This is a genomic window from Staphylococcus auricularis (genome assembly GCF_051172115.1).
GTDB classification, from domain to species: Bacteria; Bacillota; Bacilli; order Staphylococcales; family Staphylococcaceae; genus Staphylococcus; species Staphylococcus auricularis_A.
The window spans coordinates 50,311-67,454 of record NZ_JBPIZN010000005.1; the positions used below are offsets into that span (position 1 = coordinate 50,311).

16 protein-coding genes are annotated in these 17,144 nt (G+C 36.7%); 8 read left to right on the forward strand and 8 right to left on the reverse strand.

Annotation, left to right across the window (positions count from 1 at the left end; all coding sequences use genetic code 11):
- Positions 1 to 26: 26 nt before the first annotated feature.
- Both nadE and ACSBRB_RS09005 read right to left on the reverse strand, forming a co-directional pair.
- Positions 27 to 854 (reverse strand): NAD(+) synthase, encoded by an 828-nt coding sequence (gene nadE, locus ACSBRB_RS09000; RefSeq protein ID WP_435032505.1) that lies wholly within the window; start codon positions 852 to 854, stop codon positions 27 to 29.
- A complete protein-coding gene (locus tag ACSBRB_RS09005) occupies positions 847 to 2,316 on the reverse strand; it encodes a nicotinate phosphoribosyltransferase (protein ID WP_435032506.1) in 1,470 nt (489 codons plus the stop codon). Before ACSBRB_RS09005 ends, nadE begins: the two co-directional genes overlap by 8 nt.
- Positions 2,317 to 2,559: 243 nt before the next feature.
- Between ACSBRB_RS09005 and ACSBRB_RS09010 the strand changes: the two genes are divergently transcribed.
- Positions 2,560 to 3,627 carry a nitric oxide synthase oxygenase gene (locus tag ACSBRB_RS09010; RefSeq protein WP_435032507.1) on the forward strand — a complete coding sequence of 356 codons (1,068 nt, stop codon included), beginning with the start codon at positions 2,560 to 2,562 and terminating at the stop codon, positions 3,625 to 3,627.
- Between the two features lie 45 nt (positions 3,628 to 3,672).
- A complete protein-coding gene (locus ACSBRB_RS09015) occupies positions 3,673 to 4,476 on the forward strand; it encodes a prephenate dehydratase (protein WP_435032508.1) in 804 nt (267 codons plus the stop codon).
- Positions 4,477 to 4,558: 82 nt separating this feature from the next.
- On the opposite strand, the gene ACSBRB_RS09020 is transcribed toward ACSBRB_RS09015, so the two are convergent.
- The gene (locus ACSBRB_RS09020) at positions 4,559 to 6,121 is read right to left on the reverse strand and encodes an SLC13 family permease (RefSeq protein ID WP_435032509.1); all 1,563 of its coding nucleotides are present in this window, start codon (positions 6,119 to 6,121) and stop codon (positions 4,559 to 4,561) included.
- Between the two features lie 162 nt (positions 6,122 to 6,283).
- On the reverse strand, positions 6,284 to 7,399 hold the full coding sequence (locus tag ACSBRB_RS09025; protein WP_435032510.1) for a glycosyl hydrolase family 28-related protein: 1,116 nt from the start codon (positions 7,397 to 7,399) through the stop codon (positions 6,284 to 6,286).
- Positions 7,400 to 7,680: 281 nt separating this feature from the next.
- Between ACSBRB_RS09025 and ACSBRB_RS09030 the strand changes: the two genes are divergently transcribed.
- The 3 genes from ACSBRB_RS09030 to ACSBRB_RS09040 all read left to right on the forward strand — a co-directional run bounded on the left by ACSBRB_RS09030 (position 7,681) and on the right by ACSBRB_RS09040 (position 10,868).
- Positions 7,681 to 8,235 carry a cysteine hydrolase family protein gene (locus tag ACSBRB_RS09030; RefSeq protein ID WP_435032511.1) on the forward strand — a complete coding sequence of 185 codons (555 nt, stop codon included), beginning with the start codon at positions 7,681 to 7,683 and terminating at the stop codon, positions 8,233 to 8,235.
- A gap of 56 nt (positions 8,236 to 8,291) precedes the next feature.
- Positions 8,292 to 9,218 (forward strand): manganese-dependent inorganic pyrophosphatase, encoded by a 927-nt coding sequence (locus ACSBRB_RS09035; protein WP_435032512.1) that lies wholly within the window; start codon positions 8,292 to 8,294, stop codon positions 9,216 to 9,218.
- 270 nt (positions 9,219 to 9,488) lie between these two features.
- Complete coding sequence (locus ACSBRB_RS09040; RefSeq protein WP_435032513.1) at positions 9,489 to 10,868, forward strand: aldehyde dehydrogenase; 1,380 nt, start codon at positions 9,489 to 9,491, stop codon at positions 10,866 to 10,868.
- A 68-nt stretch (positions 10,869 to 10,936) separates the two neighbouring features.
- Here the strand turns inward: ACSBRB_RS09040 and pglS are convergent, their stop codons facing one another.
- Positions 10,937 to 11,974 carry a 6-phosphogluconolactonase gene (pglS, locus tag ACSBRB_RS09045; protein WP_435032515.1) on the reverse strand — a complete coding sequence of 346 codons (1,038 nt, stop codon included), beginning with the start codon at positions 11,972 to 11,974 and terminating at the stop codon, positions 10,937 to 10,939.
- Positions 11,975 to 12,182: 208 nt separating this feature from the next.
- Here pglS and ACSBRB_RS09050 point away from each other — a divergent pair, with 208 nt between their 5' ends.
- The gene (locus tag ACSBRB_RS09050; RefSeq protein ID WP_435032516.1) at positions 12,183 to 12,587 is read left to right on the forward strand and encodes a YolD-like family protein; all 405 of its coding nucleotides are present in this window, start codon (positions 12,183 to 12,185) and stop codon (positions 12,585 to 12,587) included.
- A 182-nt stretch (positions 12,588 to 12,769) separates the two neighbouring features.
- Here the strand turns inward: ACSBRB_RS09050 and ACSBRB_RS09055 are convergent, their stop codons facing one another.
- The gene (locus ACSBRB_RS09055) at positions 12,770 to 12,940 is read right to left on the reverse strand and encodes a hypothetical protein (RefSeq protein ID WP_103170803.1); all 171 of its coding nucleotides are present in this window, start codon (positions 12,938 to 12,940) and stop codon (positions 12,770 to 12,772) included.
- A gap of 532 nt (positions 12,941 to 13,472) precedes the next feature.
- Between ACSBRB_RS09055 and ACSBRB_RS09060 the strand changes: the two genes are divergently transcribed.
- Positions 13,473 to 14,513 carry a C45 family autoproteolytic acyltransferase/hydrolase gene (locus tag ACSBRB_RS09060; RefSeq protein WP_435032518.1) on the forward strand — a complete coding sequence of 347 codons (1,041 nt, stop codon included), beginning with the start codon at positions 13,473 to 13,475 and terminating at the stop codon, positions 14,511 to 14,513.
- 113 nt (positions 14,514 to 14,626) lie between these two features.
- Here the strand turns inward: ACSBRB_RS09060 and ACSBRB_RS09065 are convergent, their stop codons facing one another.
- Both ACSBRB_RS09065 and ACSBRB_RS09070 read right to left on the reverse strand, forming a co-directional pair.
- Positions 14,627 to 15,478, reverse strand: a complete 852-nt coding sequence (locus ACSBRB_RS09065) for a DUF4097 family beta strand repeat-containing protein (RefSeq protein ID WP_435032519.1) — start codon at positions 15,476 to 15,478, stop codon at positions 14,627 to 14,629.
- Positions 15,475 to 16,035: an HAAS signaling domain-containing protein gene (locus ACSBRB_RS09070; RefSeq protein WP_435032520.1), complete on the reverse strand. Its 561-nt coding sequence runs from the start codon at positions 16,033 to 16,035 to the stop codon at positions 15,475 to 15,477. Before ACSBRB_RS09070 ends, ACSBRB_RS09065 begins: the two co-directional genes overlap by 4 nt.
- Before the next feature lie 496 nt (positions 16,036 to 16,531).
- On the opposite strand from ACSBRB_RS09070, the gene ACSBRB_RS09075 reads away from it, so the two are divergent.
- On the forward strand, positions 16,532 to 17,092 hold the full coding sequence (locus ACSBRB_RS09075; protein ID WP_435032521.1) for a thioredoxin family protein: 561 nt from the start codon (positions 16,532 to 16,534) through the stop codon (positions 17,090 to 17,092).
- Positions 17,093 to 17,144: the final 52 nt, after the last annotated feature.

Sequence of the window (17,144 nt, forward strand, 5' to 3'; positions counted from 1 at the left end):
TGTCACTACAAAATTATTAGTTTTTATTAATTTTTATTCTTTGGCCATGTGTAGCGCGTATAGGCGAGTTCTCTTTTATGTGCGTTACGAACATAGTGTTTTTCTATCGTTTCTTTAGCTTCAGATGAAACGGTTTTGCCTTCTAGATAATCATCAATGTCATTATAAGTGACACCTAAAGCTTCTTCATCTGGTAACTGTGGTTTATCGTCTTCTAAATCTGCCGTAGGTGCTTTTTCATAAAGATGACGTGGTGCATCTAAATAGGCTAATAACTGACGTCCTTGGCGTTTGTTCAAACCAAATAACGGCGCGATATCCGCTGCACCATCACCATATTTCGTAAAGAAGCCTGTTAAGTTCTCAGCTGAGTGATCTGTTCCTAGCACAATTCCACTTTGGTTGGCTGCAATGGAAAATTGAACTTTCATACGTTCACGTGCCTTTTCGTTTCCTTTTTCAAAGTCTGACAAAGTAATCCCTGCTTCTTTTAATGAAGCAACACTTTGATCTACAGCCGGTTTAATATTCACCGTAATCGTTTCATCAGGTTGAATAAACTCTAAAGCATCTTCGACTTCATCAGCATCTTTTTGTTGACCATAAGGTAACTTAACTGCGATAAAGCGCACATCTCTATGTTCTTTGCGCAATGATTCAACAGCCATTTGCGCTAACTTACCGGCTAAGGTAGAATCTTGTCCACCTGAAATACCTAATACAATACTTTGAATAAAGTGGTGTGATTGTACATAAGATTTAATAAAATGCATAATATCATTAATTTCATTTTCACTGTCTATCGTAGGTTTCACTTTCATTTCTTCTACGACGATAGATTGTAGATCACTCATGCTCTTCCTCCATTTCTTTTACATGTTCTGCAACTTCAAAAATACGACGTTGTTTATTTTCCCAGCAAGCACTACTCAAATCTACTGGGTAATCTTGTGGGTTTAAATAACGTTTGTTTTCATCCCATAGGTATAAAAGATTATCTGAGAGATATTGACGTGCATCATCTTCTGAAGGTAAATCGTAAACAAGTTCTCCATCTTTAAAGATGTCATGGTGTAACGGTTTCGCTTCAAATGATTTGATGAATTTCATTTTGTACGTGTGTACCGGATGGAATAATTTGAGTGGGGATGCTTCATTTGGATCTTCATAATCTAAAGTGATATAGTCCCCTTCTGCTTTTTGTGTTTTTTTATTGATGATGCGGTAGACATCTTTTTTACCTGGTGTTGTAACTTTCTCAGCATTGTTAGAGAGTTTAATACGATCGATGTATTCACCGTTTTCATCTTCAATTGAAACGAGTTTATATACCGCACCAAGCGCTGGTTGATCATAACTTGTGATCAATTTCGTACCGACACCCCATGAATCTACACGAGCGCCTTGCGCTTTCAAGCTGGTAATCGTTTGTTCGTCGAGGTCATTTGATGCGATGATTTGTGTATCGGTAAACCCTGCTTCATCTAACATTTTGCGTGCTTGTTTAGAAAGATAGGCAATATCACCTGAATCAAGACGAATGCCGACAAAGTTGATAGAATCACCGAGCTCTTTTGCGACTTTAATTGCTGAAGGCACACCTGATTTCAACGTATGGAAAGTATCTACTAAGAAGACACAGTTTTTATGTCGTTCTGCATATTTTTTGAAGGAAACATATTCGTCGCCGTATGTTTGTACGAACGAATGCGCATGTGTACCAGAGATCGGTAATCCGAATAATTTACCTGCTCTCACGTTACTTGTAGAATTAAATCCACCAATGTATGCTGCACGTGCACCCCATAATGCTGCATCTGCCTCTTGTGCACGACGTGTACCAAATTCCATCAATGTATCATCTGGTGCAACTTGTCTGATACGACTTGCTTTCGTTGTAATGAGCACGTGGAAATTGACGATGTTTAATAACATCGTTTCGACGAGTTGTGTTTGGATTAATGGGGCTTCAACACGAAGTAAAGGCTCGTTACCAAAGCACAATTCACCTTCTGCCATTGATCGAATATTACCTGTGAATTTCAGTGATTTTAAGTAGTCCAAGAAATCATCTGGATAGCCGATAGATCTTAAATATTCGATATCATCTTCGGAAAAGTGAAAGTTTTTAATGTATTCAATCACACGTTTTAAACCATTGAATACCGCATATCCACTTTCAAATGGCATTTTTCTAAAATATAAATCAAATACTGCTTTTCGTTCATGAATGCCGTCATTCCAATAACTTTCTGCCATATTAATTTGATATAAATCATTATGTAAAACAAAACTATCATCTTTATATTTGTACATAGTTATCGCTCCAATCGCCCTTTTTATTCATTCTATCATAAACAAATCTGATTGCGAATGATAAAAATCCGCGCCATTCCTTCATTTTGAGGTTTTTTATGAGCTAACTGATAAAGATAATCGCCATTAGAAATCGTACTTTTTTGTTGAAAATGTGACAAATCATTATATTATTTATTACGTTTCACAATAAATTCATTAATATACGACATAAATCATTTATAATAGCTATGAGGTGGTCCTATGTTACAAGAAGCAAAATCTTTTATTCAAACGATGTATACTGAACTCGGTTATACTGAAGAAGACATACAAAAACGGCTCACTGAAGTCACTGAATCAATCGCACAAACTGGAACATATTGGCATACATCAGAAGAATTGACTTATGGCGCTAAGATGGCATGGCGGAATGCGAATCGCTGCATCGGTCGTGTGCATTGGAAGTCATTAAATGTCGTTGATGCACGAGATGTATCTACTGATGAAGCTTTCATTGATTCTATCGAACAACATATCGAGAAAGCGACGAACAACGGTAAAATCAGACCTTATATTACGATCTATCACCCAGAACAACCACCCCATATTTTCAACAATCAACTCATCCGTTATGCCGGTTATGATGATATCGGCGATCCAGCAGAAAGAGATATGACCCAACTCGCCATCCATCTAGGTTGGAAAGCGCCCCACACGTCATTTGATATCTTACCTTTAATCTATCAATTATCAGGACAATCCGTACGCATACACGAATATCCAGAAGGATTGATTAAAGAGGTTAACATCGAACATGACCGTTACCCTAAATTAAAAGATTTAGGTTTAAAATGGTATGCAGTACCGATTATTTCGAACATGGATTTAAAAATTGGTGGTATTACGTACCCTACTGCACCATTTAACGGCTGGTACATGGTGAATGAAATTGCTGTCAGAAACTTTACCGATACTTATCGTTATAACTTGTTGGAGCCTGTTGCAGAGGCCTTCGGATTTGATAATCTCAGAAATAATTCATTTAATAAAGACCGTGCGCTCGTGGAATTAAATGATGCTGTCTACCAATCCTTTAAAAAAGAACACGTCACAATGGTGGATCATTTAACCGCTTCTAAACAATTTGAACTATTCGAGCGTAATGAGCAATTACAAGGTAGAACTGTGACTGGAAAATGGTCTTGGCTTGTGCCTTCGTTATCACCAACCTTAGTTTCAAATTATCATCATGGATATAATAATGAAATGCGAGATCCTAACTTTTATTACAAGAAAAAGTCTCAGCACGGTTGCCCTTTCCATCAATAATCATTAATATTAACAGAAAGTTAAATCACGATGAGGTAAATCCCAATGAATTTATATTATTTAGGCCCGAAAGGCACATTTTCCTATCTCGCAGCACACCAACATTACTCCGAACAAACGGTTCATTTTAAACCGTGCACCAATCTTTACGAAGTCATTCAAGCTGTCAGTCAAGATCATACAGGTATTGCAGTCGTCCCTATTGAAAATGCCATTGAAGGTACTATCAATATTGTGGCTGATGCCTTAGCGGAACAAAATGTCTTTGCGGTAGGTGAGATTTATTTAGATATTCAATTTGCTTTATATGGTTTAAAAGACGTAACATTGGATCAAATACAGCGCGTTTATTCTATCGCACCAGCTATCAGTCAAACGCATCATTTTATTCACCAGCAGGGATACACTTATGCTTATGCAGAAAGTACCATTCAAAGCTTTGACTACATCGATGAGGTAACAGGCGCGATTGCCCCACTCGGTAGTGGTGAGAGTAACGGGTTCCACGCACTCGCAACAGATATTCAAGACTATCCACACAACGCAACTCGTTTTCTCGTTGTGACGAGTGAGTTGCAACAGGTTGAAGATGCAACCGACACGTTATTACTTATTGAACCTAAATATGATAAAGCAGGTGTGCTCGCAAGCATATTAAATACTTTCGCATTATTTAATATCAATCTCTCTTGGGTTGAATCACGACCGCTGAAAACCCAACTTGGTATGTATCGCTTTTTCGTCCAAGCTACGAGCCCTCAGAATCTTTATTTAAACAAAGCGCTGTCCATATTAGAAACGCTCGATTTTGATGTGAAATTAATCGGGTCGTTTACTCAATTAAAATAAACGAAGCCCTTATAAGTAGCACAGCATACATATGTGTATCACATGCACGTCTACTTATAAAGGCTCTTTTTTATTGAAAATATTATTTTTTAAGCTTAAGCGGTTGAGTAATATCAATACCTAAAACAATTGGCATGAAATAATAAACGACGACAACGATGATAATGACACTAATCATGTTGACCCAAAAACCTACTTTAGCCATTTCTTTAATTTCTAACTTACCTGTACCAAATACAATCGCATTCGGTGGCGTGCCGACGGGTAACATATACGCACAGTTTGCCGCCATCGCTGCAGGCACCATGAGTAACAATGGATGTACATTCACTGCGACTGACAGTGTTGCAAGAATTGGTAAAATCATCGTCGCCGTTGCAGTATTGGACGTAATTTCTGTTAAGAATAAGACGAACAATGTTATGACGATTACGATAAGTAACGGACTCACGCCATCGAGTAACGTCAGTTGTTCACCTAACCAATTGGCTAAACCACTTGAAGAGATTCCTTTTGCTAGTGCAAGGCCGCCTCCAAATAAGATGAGTACTCCCCATGGTAGTTCTTTAGCAACGTCCCAATCAATGATACGTTTGTGTTTCGATTTATCTTTAGCTGGAATTAAGAACAGTAATACTGAAATAAACATCGCTATCGTGCCATCCGCGACCTGTGACGTCACTTCCCATTGTTTCAATATAAACTCTCTACTAATCCATAACACACTTGCTAAGATAAAGATGGCCTGGACCACCTTCTCTTCATATTTCATATGGCCTAATTCATCTAGTTTACGTTGAATGAGCGCTTTTCCTCCAGGTAATTCCTTTAGCCCATGGTTAAAAGCAACGTAACGTAAATAGAGCCAGACGAATAGTAGTAATACGATAACAGTAGGTATACCGACTATCATCCATTTCGCAAAACTTAATTCTTGGCCGAATGCTGAATGAAATTGTCCTTTCAAGATGATTAATGGTGGCGTACCTATCAACGTGCCCAATCCACCAATCGTTCCCGCATAACCAATCGCAAGGACCAGTGATTTTTCAAATTTTGAAATATGTTGCTGCTCAATCTCCTGGCCTTTTAATGCATTAACTTCATTTACAATAGCGAGTCCTATCGGGATCATGATCATTACTGCTGCAGTATTAGAGACAAACATCGATAGAAAACCTGTCGCAATCATAAATCCAAGCATAATCTTACCTGTACTCGTCCCTAACGTCTTAATAATCGTGAGTGCAACACGCGTATGTAAATTCCAACGTTCCATCGCTATAGCTAAAATAAATCCACCTAAAAATAGAAAAATAATATCATTACCATATTGAGCCGATACCTCTTCAGGAGTCAGCACATGCCCTAACGGCATCAATATCAATGGTAATAAACTCGTCGCTGCAATCGGTATCGCTTCAGTAATCCACCACACGGCTATCCATAATGTCAGCGCAAGTACGAAAACGCCTTTCCATGCTAGCCCTTCAGGATGAAAAAACATTAACGTTAAGATGAATAACAATGGCCCTAAGATGAGCCCTATGAACTGTCCTAAACTATAAGACTTGCCCTGTTGTTTGTGTGAGAAAAACGTCAAATAGTTAGGAAACATCGGCTTGTTCTGATTTAACATCGCCATCCCCCACTCTCTCTGCACATTCATGGCTCAAAATGAATTCATTCAACCCCACAAATTGTACAGCTATAAAATAATCATTCTATGTAGTTTTAATATTTATATCCACACTATAGAATAATTATACAAATATTAAAACGCTTACACAACTGTCATTTTTCGCCTTTATGCCTTACTGGAGTTTGGCTGATGCGTATTAAGGTTTCTACTACGATCCGTTACACGTGCCATAGCGGATGAATCTAATCTTAAATCATTGATATCTTCTAGATGGATTCGCTGATTTTTATCATTAAATTCATTACAAGCTAGCAATATGTTTTCGTGCGGAACACCATTGTAACTCCGAATGTGAATCGCATCCTTTTTCATTTCACCGTTAAATACATTTTGGTAAATAAAACAATTGCAGCCTGCCTGTGTCCCCATATCATATTTCTGTTGATTCATCGCATTTTTGCCATCTTTCACAGCTAAATAACGCAGTCCACCTATGCATTGGTTAGAGGTATTATGATGAATAAATGTATCTTTATACTTTAATAACGTAAGTGCATAAAATTGAACACCTTCAAATATGTTATAGCGAATGTGTACATTTTCATAGTATTGATCATAACGGCTAGCATGAGAACCGATTGCACGATTCCAAGCACCCATACCTTTAGTCCCAGAATCACCAAAGTAACAACGCTCAATGATCACATTTTTAGTGATCGTACCATCTGTTGCACCAAATTTAGGAAATGCACCTGGGACTTGGATATCGAGTTGGATTGCCTCAGAAAATGTCCGTGTGTCTCCAGCATCGTTAAAGCCGATAAACCGACAGTGGCTCGCATAAAAACCATTTACACCACATACATCAATCCCATGACCACCTACGACATCTTTAATCGTGACATGACTTAACTGAATATCTGTCGCATGCCCCATGCATAATGCTGTATTATTGTAAGGATATTGTGCACCATTCATATCAAATGTACCTCCATATATATGAATGTGGCTGTTTCCTTCATAACCGTGATACAACTTGAAACGATGACCATTTTTTAATAAAGCATCTCTTCCTTTTCTTAGTAGTACGGCTTCATCGCTTAGCCACAATGTCGTTGATTGATAAGTGATTAATGCTTTAACTATGTGATAAACGCCTTTAGGTACATAAATCGTCGTACCCGGATGCTTTTTCGCATAATTTAGAGCACGCTGTAATGCGAACGTATCCCGAAATTTATTGCCACCCTTTAAGCCAAAATCTCTGGCATTTATGATCATCTCATCCATTCTCCTTTAGTTGATTCGAATTCATTCAATCCTTGTCATACCCGTTTTAATACCTTATTTTACATGAAAATTAAAGATTTATCGCCCATATGATGTCCTCATTTTTATAGAAGCTTAACTCGGATTTGGTATTTCATTTTATTATAAACGAAAGGTTCTACATATCAATGAACAGATAAAATTACTCATTTTCAGTTAATTAGCAATCTTTATCAATCTGCGTTATGCTATTGAGTATAAAATTTCAAACTAAGATTGGGAGTTGAATTTTAATGGGAAATAAAGCTTTAATTGTTGTAGATTATTCTTATGATTTTGTTGCAGATGATGGACAACTCACAGCAGGAAAACCAGCACAAGATATTGAACCGTTTATTGTTTCACGCATGAAAGCATACGATGAAGCAGAACAAGATATTTTCATGATGATGGATTTACACTATGAAAATGACACCACACATCCAGAATATAACTTGTTTCCACCTCACAACATTGCCAATACACCAGGTCGTGAACTCTATGGTGAAGTGAAAGACACATACGAAGCGATTCAAGATCACGAACACGTCCACTTCTTAGATAAAACACGCTACGATTCATTTCATGGTACCCCACTCGACTCAATGTTACGTGCAAGAGATATTAAAGAAATCGAAATCGTTGGCGTATGTACTGATATCTGTGTCTTACACACAGCAGTTGGAGGATATAACCTCGGTTATCATATGACAATTCCGAAAAGCGGTGTAGCTTCATTCGACCAAACTGGCCACGACTGGGCATTGACTCACTTTGAAAATTCATTGGGTGCTACAGTAGAAGATTAACACCTAAACGTGATAAAATGAGAGCAATACAATAATAAGATAAGGAGAAGTTAACAATGACAAAAACTTATATTTTCGGTCACAAAAATCCAGATACTGATGCTATTTCATCAGCATTGATTATGGCAGACTTCGAACATCAAACTGGTAACACCGATGCAACTGCTTATCGCTTAGGTGAAGTGGGACCAGAAACACAATACGCATTAGATTATTTCAATGTCGAAGCACCAGAACTACTAACTGATGACCTTACAGATCAACACGTGATTTTAGTCGACCACAACGAAGCACAACAAAGTGCAGATTCCATTCAAAATGCGACAGTTCAACACGTGATTGACCATCACCGTATCGCTAACTTCGAAACAGCAGCACCCCTTTATTATCGTGCTGAACCCGTAGGCTGTACAGCTACAATTCTTTATAAAATGTACAAAGAACGCGGCTTCGAAATTAAACCTGAAATCGCTGGACTCATGATTTCTGGTATCATTTCAGACAGCTTATTATTCAAATCACCAACATGTACAGATGAGGATGTTCAAGCAGCAGAAGACTTAAAATCAATTGCCGATGTTGATTTGGAATCTTACGGTTTAGACATGTTAAAAGCAGGTGCATCAACAACTGACAAATCTGAATCAGACATCATCAACATGGATGCGAAAACATTCGACATGGGTAATTACAAAACACGTATCGCTCAAGTGAATACTGTTGATATCGATGAAGTATTCGATCGCCGTGATGCGTTAGAAAAAGAAATGTTAGAAGTCAGTGCCGATGAAAAATATGACCTATTTGTATTGCTCGTCACAGATATCATCAACAGTGATTCTAAAGTACTCGTTGTAGGTGCAGAAAAAGATAAAGTAGGTACTGCATTTGACGTTGAATTAGACAACGGTACTGCATTCTTACCAGGCGTTGTTTCTCGTAAAAAACAAGTCGTACCTCAAATCACTGACGCTTTAAAATAAGACATACAAAGTCATGTCTTAATATACAATTAAATTATCTTCGACATGACCGAGATGAAAAAGCTGTGTAAGATAGATAAATGAGGCAGTAGTCCCATTTTTATAGAATTGCTGAAACAATAGCATCAATTTCTAAATGATCACAGCTAGACATGTTATGAAGTGGAATACGAAATCTAATGCGGAATCAATTGCTGTTTAAACAGTCACGTTAGATTTCTGTTCCACTTCTTTTTATCACTATTGACTCGCATAAAGGAGGTATCTACGTTGACCTCAGTCGAACATTTATTTAAGCAAAGTAAACAGTATTTCAATACGCATGAAACGAAAGATATTAAATTCAGAAAGAAACGCCTTAAAGCTTTAAGTCACAGCATTCGTAATCATGAGAAAGATTTACTTGAAGCGCTTGCTAAAGATTTAGGTAAAAATGAAGTCGAAGCATACGCGACAGAAATAGGCTTCGTGTTAAAAAACATCAAAACTGCGCGTAAAGAACTAAAAAATTGGGCCAAACGTAAACAGATTAATACGCCTTTATATATGTTTCCAGCGAAAAGTTACATCATGAAAGAACCCTATGGCACAGTCTTGATCATTGGTCCGTATAACTACCCTTTCCAACTCGTCATCGAGCCACTGATCGGTGCCATCGCTGCAGGTAACACGGCAATCATCAAGCCATCAGAGTATACCCCTCACGTGTCTGCAGTCATTGAAACATTGATTAGCGAAGCGTTTGACTCACAATATGTAACGACGGTACAAGGTGATGCAGCAGTGACGGAGACATTGCTCGATCTTCCATTTGACTACATCTTCTTTACGGGTAGCGAAAAAGTAGGTCGCAACGTTTATGAAAAAGCGAGCAAACAGCTCACACCTGTAACTCTAGAACTCGGAGGTAAATCCCCTGTCATTGTGGATGAAACTGCGAACATCAAGGTTGCCAGTGAACGCATTTGTTTTGGAAAATTCGTCAACGCGGGTCAAACCTGTATCGCTCCTGATTACATTCTCGTTGATCGTAAGGTACAGTCACAACTCGTTCGCGCATTGAAGACAACAATTCAAGAATTTTATGGCGCACATCCGCAACAGAGTGAAGATTATGGTCGTATCGTAAATGACAAACATTTCGTGCGTTTAAATGATTTATTACAGACGCATCTTGCAGATGTTGTTTTCGGTGGTGACACTGATCGTGACGACCGGTATATCGGTCCTACACTGATTGAAAATATGACTGCCAATGCGAAGATTATGCAAGAAGAAATCTTTGGCCCATTACTCCCTATCATTACGTACGACACATTTGAAGAAGCCATTGAGTTTGTTCATAAATATCCGAAACCACTTAGCCTTTATCTTTTCAGTGAAGATGAAAATGCGACTGATCGCATACTCAATGAAGTGTCATTCGGTGGTGGCGCTATCAATGATACACTGATGCATATTACCAATCCTTCTCTTCCGTTTGGTGGCGTCGGTCATTCAGGCATAGGTGCTTATCATGGTAAGTATAGCTTCGATACATTCAGTCATAAAAAATCGTATACCTTTAAAACAACACGACTCGAATCGAGCTTACTCTTCCCACCATATAAAGGAAAATTAAAATACATTAAAGCCTTCTTTAATAACTAATAAAAAATAAAGCCATGGTCAACGACAGGACAATCACAATCGTTACCATGGCTTTTTTGCTTGTTAATTTATTTTAGGAATTGGACACATACCCCTTCAGGAGCGGTCTGTTGTTTATCTACTAAAGTCAATTCACCTGTATCTTTATTACGTTTAAATACAACTAATGCATAGTCGTCTTGTTGATGTGCACAGACGAGATAATCATCTGAGTCAGTGATATTAAAATCTCTAGGGAAATCTCCTTCACTTTTCACAATATCTACAAGTTCTAGTGCAGCCCCTGAATCTTGTACTTTAAAGATGGCTATACTGTTATCACCGCGGTTTGAGATATATAAAAATCGTTGGTCATGGGATAATCTCACTGCCGCAAGTTTTGTATCACTTGGTGCATCTTCAGGAATTGTAAGGTGTCGCTCAAGCTCTTCAAATGATCCATCCTCGTACGCTACAACACTCACGTAATTTGACAATTCATGAACGATATATGCATAATGTCCACCTTCATAAAAGGTAATATGACGAGGACCATCACCTGGTTCAAAATCAGTGACTTTATATTCATGTAAGCCATCTTCATCAAATTGATAGGTCACAACTTTATCTGTACCTAAATCCATTGCAACCGCGTAATCACCGTCTGGTGTTTGAGATAAGAAATGCACATGTGAGCCATCTTGGCGTTCTTTCGGCCCTGTTGAGTATTGATGAGCTACTTCCTGAATGAGTCGTTTGATTTCTCCTGTTTCAGGATCAGCTTCGTATATACGAGCCAGTCCGTTGCCATACACCGCTTCAAAAATAAAGCGACCATCTTTTGATACATCGACGTAGCATCCTGTACCACCTTGAGACGCTAAACATTGGTTAATCAATGTCAATGTGCCATCGTCGTTGATACGTAAACTTGCAAGTCCGCAATCCGCACCTTCTTTAGTAATTGCATACAAGAAAGATCCATGTTGTTGCACATATGTAGAAGCTTCAAGTTCATAACCTGTCGTAACCTCAGTTAATTTACCTTGTGCTTCATCGAGTTCAAAACGATAAATGCCTTTACCTTCTTTTTTCGTATACGTACCTACATATCCAGTTGTTGTCATAACTCATCACTCCAGTACCATTTCGTTATTTTGCTTAACTTTATCTTATCAACTACTGAGGATCAGGTCTAGTTGTGCCACTCTCATAAATGACTCAACACATATGGAGTTCGTTAAAGATATCGAGAATTAATTTCTCGTAATACCAAAAATATGTTGCAGAAATACGAACACGTGTTCTATAATAGACTTTGAAAGGAGAATAAAAATGATACCTGAACGTTATAAACATGAAACAGATTATCGTAAGATTCCGCGCCAATACTTGAATCCCAACATTCCTAAAGGGCGGGGTATGGTGAAATGGCAACCGTTCGCTACTTTACCCGAACAGTTCGAACGATTAAAACAATACGTTGCAGATCAAGATAAGATAGAACGTCCAGTGCTCTCAGATGATCAACTTCATGAACTCAACCTCCAACTCCATCAAGCTTTGCATCAGAACTACCCTGTACAAATTGAATACTACGAAGAAGGTTGGATCAGCGATATTGATATGTATATCATTCGCATCGATACTTTAAATATGGTCTTGGAAGGTAAATCTTGTGCTAATGGAGAAAAAGTCTGCTTCTCATTATTTGATGTCATGCGTATTCATCCACTTTGAGTAAAATAAGCAATCCAACTTCATTACGAACATAATCACTCCAAACATACAAAATGGCTGAAATTGGAACGCATTATATGACCATCGCTTCAATTCAGCCAACCTTCACTTTCATGTTATTAATATGTTAAAGGCTGGAACTTCATCAGTCCCAGCCTGCCCTATATGATATTCAAATTGTATTAGTTGTTTGATTCGATATCAGAAACAAGTTCTTTTGTTTTATTTTCAATATCTTCAAAGTCTTGTTTGAAGATGTAAGCGAAAGCAGCTATACCAACGCCAGTTACTACTGTTAAAGTGACAGCAGTAAAGAATACAAATTTGAATAAACCTTTAATAAAATTCCACATGTTTGATTCACCTCAATAAATTTCTAATTTAGCTATCGTTAATAATAGCATAAAAATAAGTATCGATAAATATATACCCTAATAAAAAGAATATAATCACATTTACACGAAACTATTTATTAAGCTTAACATTAAAGAAGTGTGTGTTGTCAATTTTATAAAGAAGTGATTCAAACATCACTTTAGTTCATTTCACCAATTGCTATAAGAATATTCGCTGTGTAAATGGTGTTTAATTTTTCCACCATCTTCTAAATACACCTTTGATCGTATTATAATAATTGCGCATTCATATCACCTCACCAGTGTGAAATATTTAATGTATATGTTTATTGTAAAGGCAGAGATGAAATAATACAATTACTAATCGCTTACATAAAATTACAATTTTGTAAGAAATGGCTAATATAGCGGCAGTATTGTAATTTGATTGCTTTTATATTACATTAAAATGCATAACTAATGAAATTGACAACGTATTTGAAAACGTATGATATAAACGTTGATTCTGATAATGGTAGGTGTTCAACAAATGCAAGATGTACAATCTGATGTCATGTCTTTTAGGGGCTCACATTATGATCTCGGTATCAAAGCCGCTCAATGGATCAAACAAACAAATATTTTAAAAAATAGAGAGAAAGAATGGAAAAAGCGCAAACCACGATTTAATGTAGACGTCGATGAAACGTATCACATATTCCAAATGTATGCACCACAAATTTGGGAAGAAATTAAAGGCATGGAAACAATCTTAGAATTGCCGATGGAACAAATGGTACTTAACTTTGCCAATTATCGCTTTGCACCTCAAAAAGAAAGTGGTTGTACTGTGTTTTTGGGGAATGATTACATGGTACGAAATTATGATTATCATCCAGCTACTTACGATGGCCGATATCTACTCTTTCAACCTAATGATGGTGGCTTAGCACAAATTGGTCCAACTTCCCGTATTACAGGTCGAATGGATGGCATGAACGAATCTGGTCTTTCCATGGGCTATAATTTTATGCACCGTAAAAATCCAGGAGACGGTTTCGTCTGTTATATGATTGGGCGACTCATACTAGAGTGTTGTAAAGATGTAGATGAAGCAATCCGCTTCTTAAAAGAACTTCCACATCGTAGTTCATTTAGTTATATCGTCATGGATCGTCAGTTAAATCACGCCATTATCGAGGCATCTCCACGTGCCATAGATGTGCGGTATGATAAGACGTGTACGAACCACTATAAGTTACTGACACACGAAAACCGTAACTACACGAAAGAATCAAAAGAACGATTACACCGTTTACTTAAACAAACATCCTCAGATTTATCGAAACAAGATGCTTTCAAAATTTTTAATGATCCAAAATACGAAATTTATAGCAAACAATTTCGAAGTTGGTCAGGTACGATTCATACAGCCATGTACGAACCTCAACAGTTAGTCGCTTGGCTCGGTTTAGGTGAAAGACAGACTCCCGCGCGTTTTGACTTCAATGCATGGTTAAATGGAGAAGAATTGACACAAGAAACAATTACAGGCACCATCGACACCCCTATCACTTTTGCGAACGACTAGACCACTCATATAACATAAAAAGACTTAACACTGTGCGTTTGTGTTGTTCAGTGTTAAGTCCCTATTTTAATGATTATGATTGATTTCTGTCATTTAACTGCAAGATATTATTTTTATTCTATGACAATATCTCCTTGTTCAGTATAAAGTTCAAGCTCATTTTCACCATTACCTACTTTATCATTAACGAAATGTTCATTTTCAACATAACTTTTACCTTCTACTGGATTGAGTTTCAGTATCATATTCTCAGGTTTATTTTTAAATGACACATTAATACTACTTTGATGTGTGGAGCCTTTAATGCTTTTTATACCACTAATACGTTCTAAATTAATATCCTCTTCCTTATTGATTAAAATCGCTTTTTGTAACACAGTATCAGTAATATCTAATGGTGCTTGATCTGACTTGATGTTAGCATCTTTAATCTTACTTTTATCAATGTTTAACGCTGTCGATTTTGCATTGAACCGTAGTTGATCAATAACTGAATCCTTAACAGTCACCCATTGTCCTGGTTCATTTTCATTAGATAGTACTACTTTTTTAATATCGATATCTTCAATATCCATACGTCCACCTGATGCCTTAATCTTCGCCACGTCTATTTGTTGTTTAGGTACTGTAATATCTACCGTGTTTTGGGAATTTCTAAATGGATTGAAGTTCAATCCATAATCATCATTCGCTTCTTTGTCTTCTTCAATTTTGACTGTCTGATGTTGTTTCTTTACGTTAACGGCCTTTTTCCCCTTATAGTGAACTTTGAATTTAGAGCCAGGATGTAATTTCACATTAGAGGTAGAAGCATCAATATTAAATTGACTTATTTTCGGATCTTTATACGTCTTTTCTACGACATTCGCTTTATTATCTTGCTTCTCAAAGCCAAACCATAAGATTGTCGCTAGTATGAAACACGTTAAGAAAATGCCCAAGCCAATTAAAAACCACTTTCTCATCTGAGCGTACCTCCTTTAATGAGGCCAATATTCCATCGTAGATATTTAATGATTAATTTATATATATACTGTACAAGTTTTAATATTAATACCAATATCATGATACCGAGTCCACTAAATGAAAATGCAAAAAGATAGTTACTCATCGCGACACTCATATTTTGATTCACAACACTGTGCACAATTAAGAACAGGGGTGCAGATATAAAACCAAACGCCATGAGCATAAAGGTTAAAATAATCAAACCCACAAAAATCATCGGTAATAAAATAATCAATAACGAGACAAGTCCCAAACCTAAAGAAGCGAAGATAGCCTTACCAATTGACTTCATACTCGGTTGTGTTTCCGCATTTTTAATCGCATGATTTGCTACGATTTTCTTACCAATTTGTTTAGGTGAATCTAGTTCTCCCATAATCTGGTATTCATTTTTCCCGTTGCTTTCTTGTTCGAAAAAATATCTCTCATAATCATACATTTGATTATCACGTGTTTTTTTAGACAACGGTGCGAGTTCTTGCTCTAATTCATTTAAAAACGTAATTTTATCCATTTGATTTCCATCCCTCCCTCTCTTAGAAACGGCATCATGTGAATGAAAATATTTAATGATTCCCTCAATACAATACTTGAAGTTTGAAAACGTTATTAAAAGTGGTGTTTACCTCAACCCTTTAATCGTGACGATGCCTCACTAAAAGATCAGCCTGCTCCCATACAAGCTTCAACGTGTTGATTAAAATGTTTAAGCAACTCCATCAGCTATACATCTTCAAACCCTTTCAATTTCGTATTCTAAAATATTGTTATTCCCCAAAAATATAACTTTATTTTTACAGTCATCATATTATGTTCTTTTAAAATACGAAATAATGAATGAATTTTAAGCTCAAAAATTTTAATTTTCCATTTTAATATAGCATAGAGTAAGGGTTGTTTCATCTTTTTGCTAAAAAAGAGAACTGTAGTTTGTATGTAAGCGCTTCACGTTTCTTTATTTTTTAAAAATTGTTATAATTAATACAATAAACTTAGAGGAGGGGTTTCAAATGACAACTTTAGAAAGCTATTATAAAAACAGTCAACCGGTGGAGCAATATATTGATGACATGACAGAAAATAAAGAGAATGTATTATCAATTTACCAAGCGTTTTCACTTCCTCAAGATGATGAACGTTTAGATCAATTGAAATCTTCGAGCTATAGTAAAGTACTTGTAATCTCAGAAGATTGGTGTGGTGATGCGATGATGAACCTACCTATTCTCAAACATATTAGTGAAGCTTTAAATCTCGAAGTACGTGTATTTCATAGAGATGAAGACACTGATTTAATTGATCAATACTTAACAAATGGAACGGCACGTTCTATTCCAATCTTTATTTTCCTTAATGATAACTATCGACAAAAAACAGTTTGGGGGCCACGTGCGAGAGAAGTTCAAAACTTTGTAACTGACATTCGCTCTGATTTACCACCCAAAGATGATCCAACTTATGAAGATCGTTCTAATGAAAAAATCGGCATCATGTTGAATCGTTATAAATCAGATTCTACCATGTGGAAAAATGTTTATGACTCAATTATTAACAAGTTATTAATCAACTAAATGGTATAACGAAATAGAAATAATTAAAAAAGCCATTAAATCATGTTCAATA

Bases quoted from the DNA above. Each gene is read 5' to 3' on its own strand.
- nadE (WP_435032505.1), bottom strand. From the start codon at position 854: ATGAGTGATCTACAATCTATCGTCGTAGAAGAAATGAAAGTGAAACCT.
- ACSBRB_RS09005 (WP_435032506.1), bottom strand. From the start codon at position 2,316: ATGTACAAATATAAAGATGATAGTTTTGTTTTACATAATGATTTATAT.
- ACSBRB_RS09010 (WP_435032507.1), top strand. From the start codon at position 2,560: ATGTTACAAGAAGCAAAATCTTTTATTCAAACGATGTATACTGAACTC.
- ACSBRB_RS09050 (WP_435032516.1), top strand. From the start codon at position 12,183: ATGATACCTGAACGTTATAAACATGAAACAGATTATCGTAAGATTCCG.
- ACSBRB_RS09065 (WP_435032519.1), bottom strand. From the start codon at position 15,478: ATGAGAAAGTGGTTTTTAATTGGCTTGGGCATTTTCTTAACGTGTTTC.
- ACSBRB_RS09055 (WP_103170803.1), bottom strand. From the start codon at position 12,940: ATGTGGAATTTTATTAAAGGTTTATTCAAATTTGTATTCTTTACTGCT.
- ACSBRB_RS09070 (WP_435032520.1), bottom strand. From the start codon at position 16,035: ATGGATAAAATTACGTTTTTAAATGAATTAGAGCAAGAACTCGCACCG.
- pglS (WP_435032515.1), bottom strand. From the start codon at position 11,974: ATGACAACAACTGGATATGTAGGTACGTATACGAAAAAAGAAGGTAAA.
- ACSBRB_RS09020 (WP_435032509.1), bottom strand. From the start codon at position 6,121: ATGGCGATGTTAAATCAGAACAAGCCGATGTTTCCTAACTATTTGACG.
- ACSBRB_RS09075 (WP_435032521.1), top strand. From the start codon at position 16,532: ATGACAACTTTAGAAAGCTATTATAAAAACAGTCAACCGGTGGAGCAA.
- ACSBRB_RS09025 (WP_435032510.1), bottom strand. From the start codon at position 7,399: ATGATCATAAATGCCAGAGATTTTGGCTTAAAGGGTGGCAATAAATTT.
- ACSBRB_RS09015 (WP_435032508.1), top strand. From the start codon at position 3,673: ATGAATTTATATTATTTAGGCCCGAAAGGCACATTTTCCTATCTCGCA.
- ACSBRB_RS09035 (WP_435032512.1), top strand. From the start codon at position 8,292: ATGACAAAAACTTATATTTTCGGTCACAAAAATCCAGATACTGATGCT.
- ACSBRB_RS09060 (WP_435032518.1), top strand. From the start codon at position 13,473: ATGCAAGATGTACAATCTGATGTCATGTCTTTTAGGGGCTCACATTAT.
- ACSBRB_RS09030 (WP_435032511.1), top strand. From the start codon at position 7,681: ATGGGAAATAAAGCTTTAATTGTTGTAGATTATTCTTATGATTTTGTT.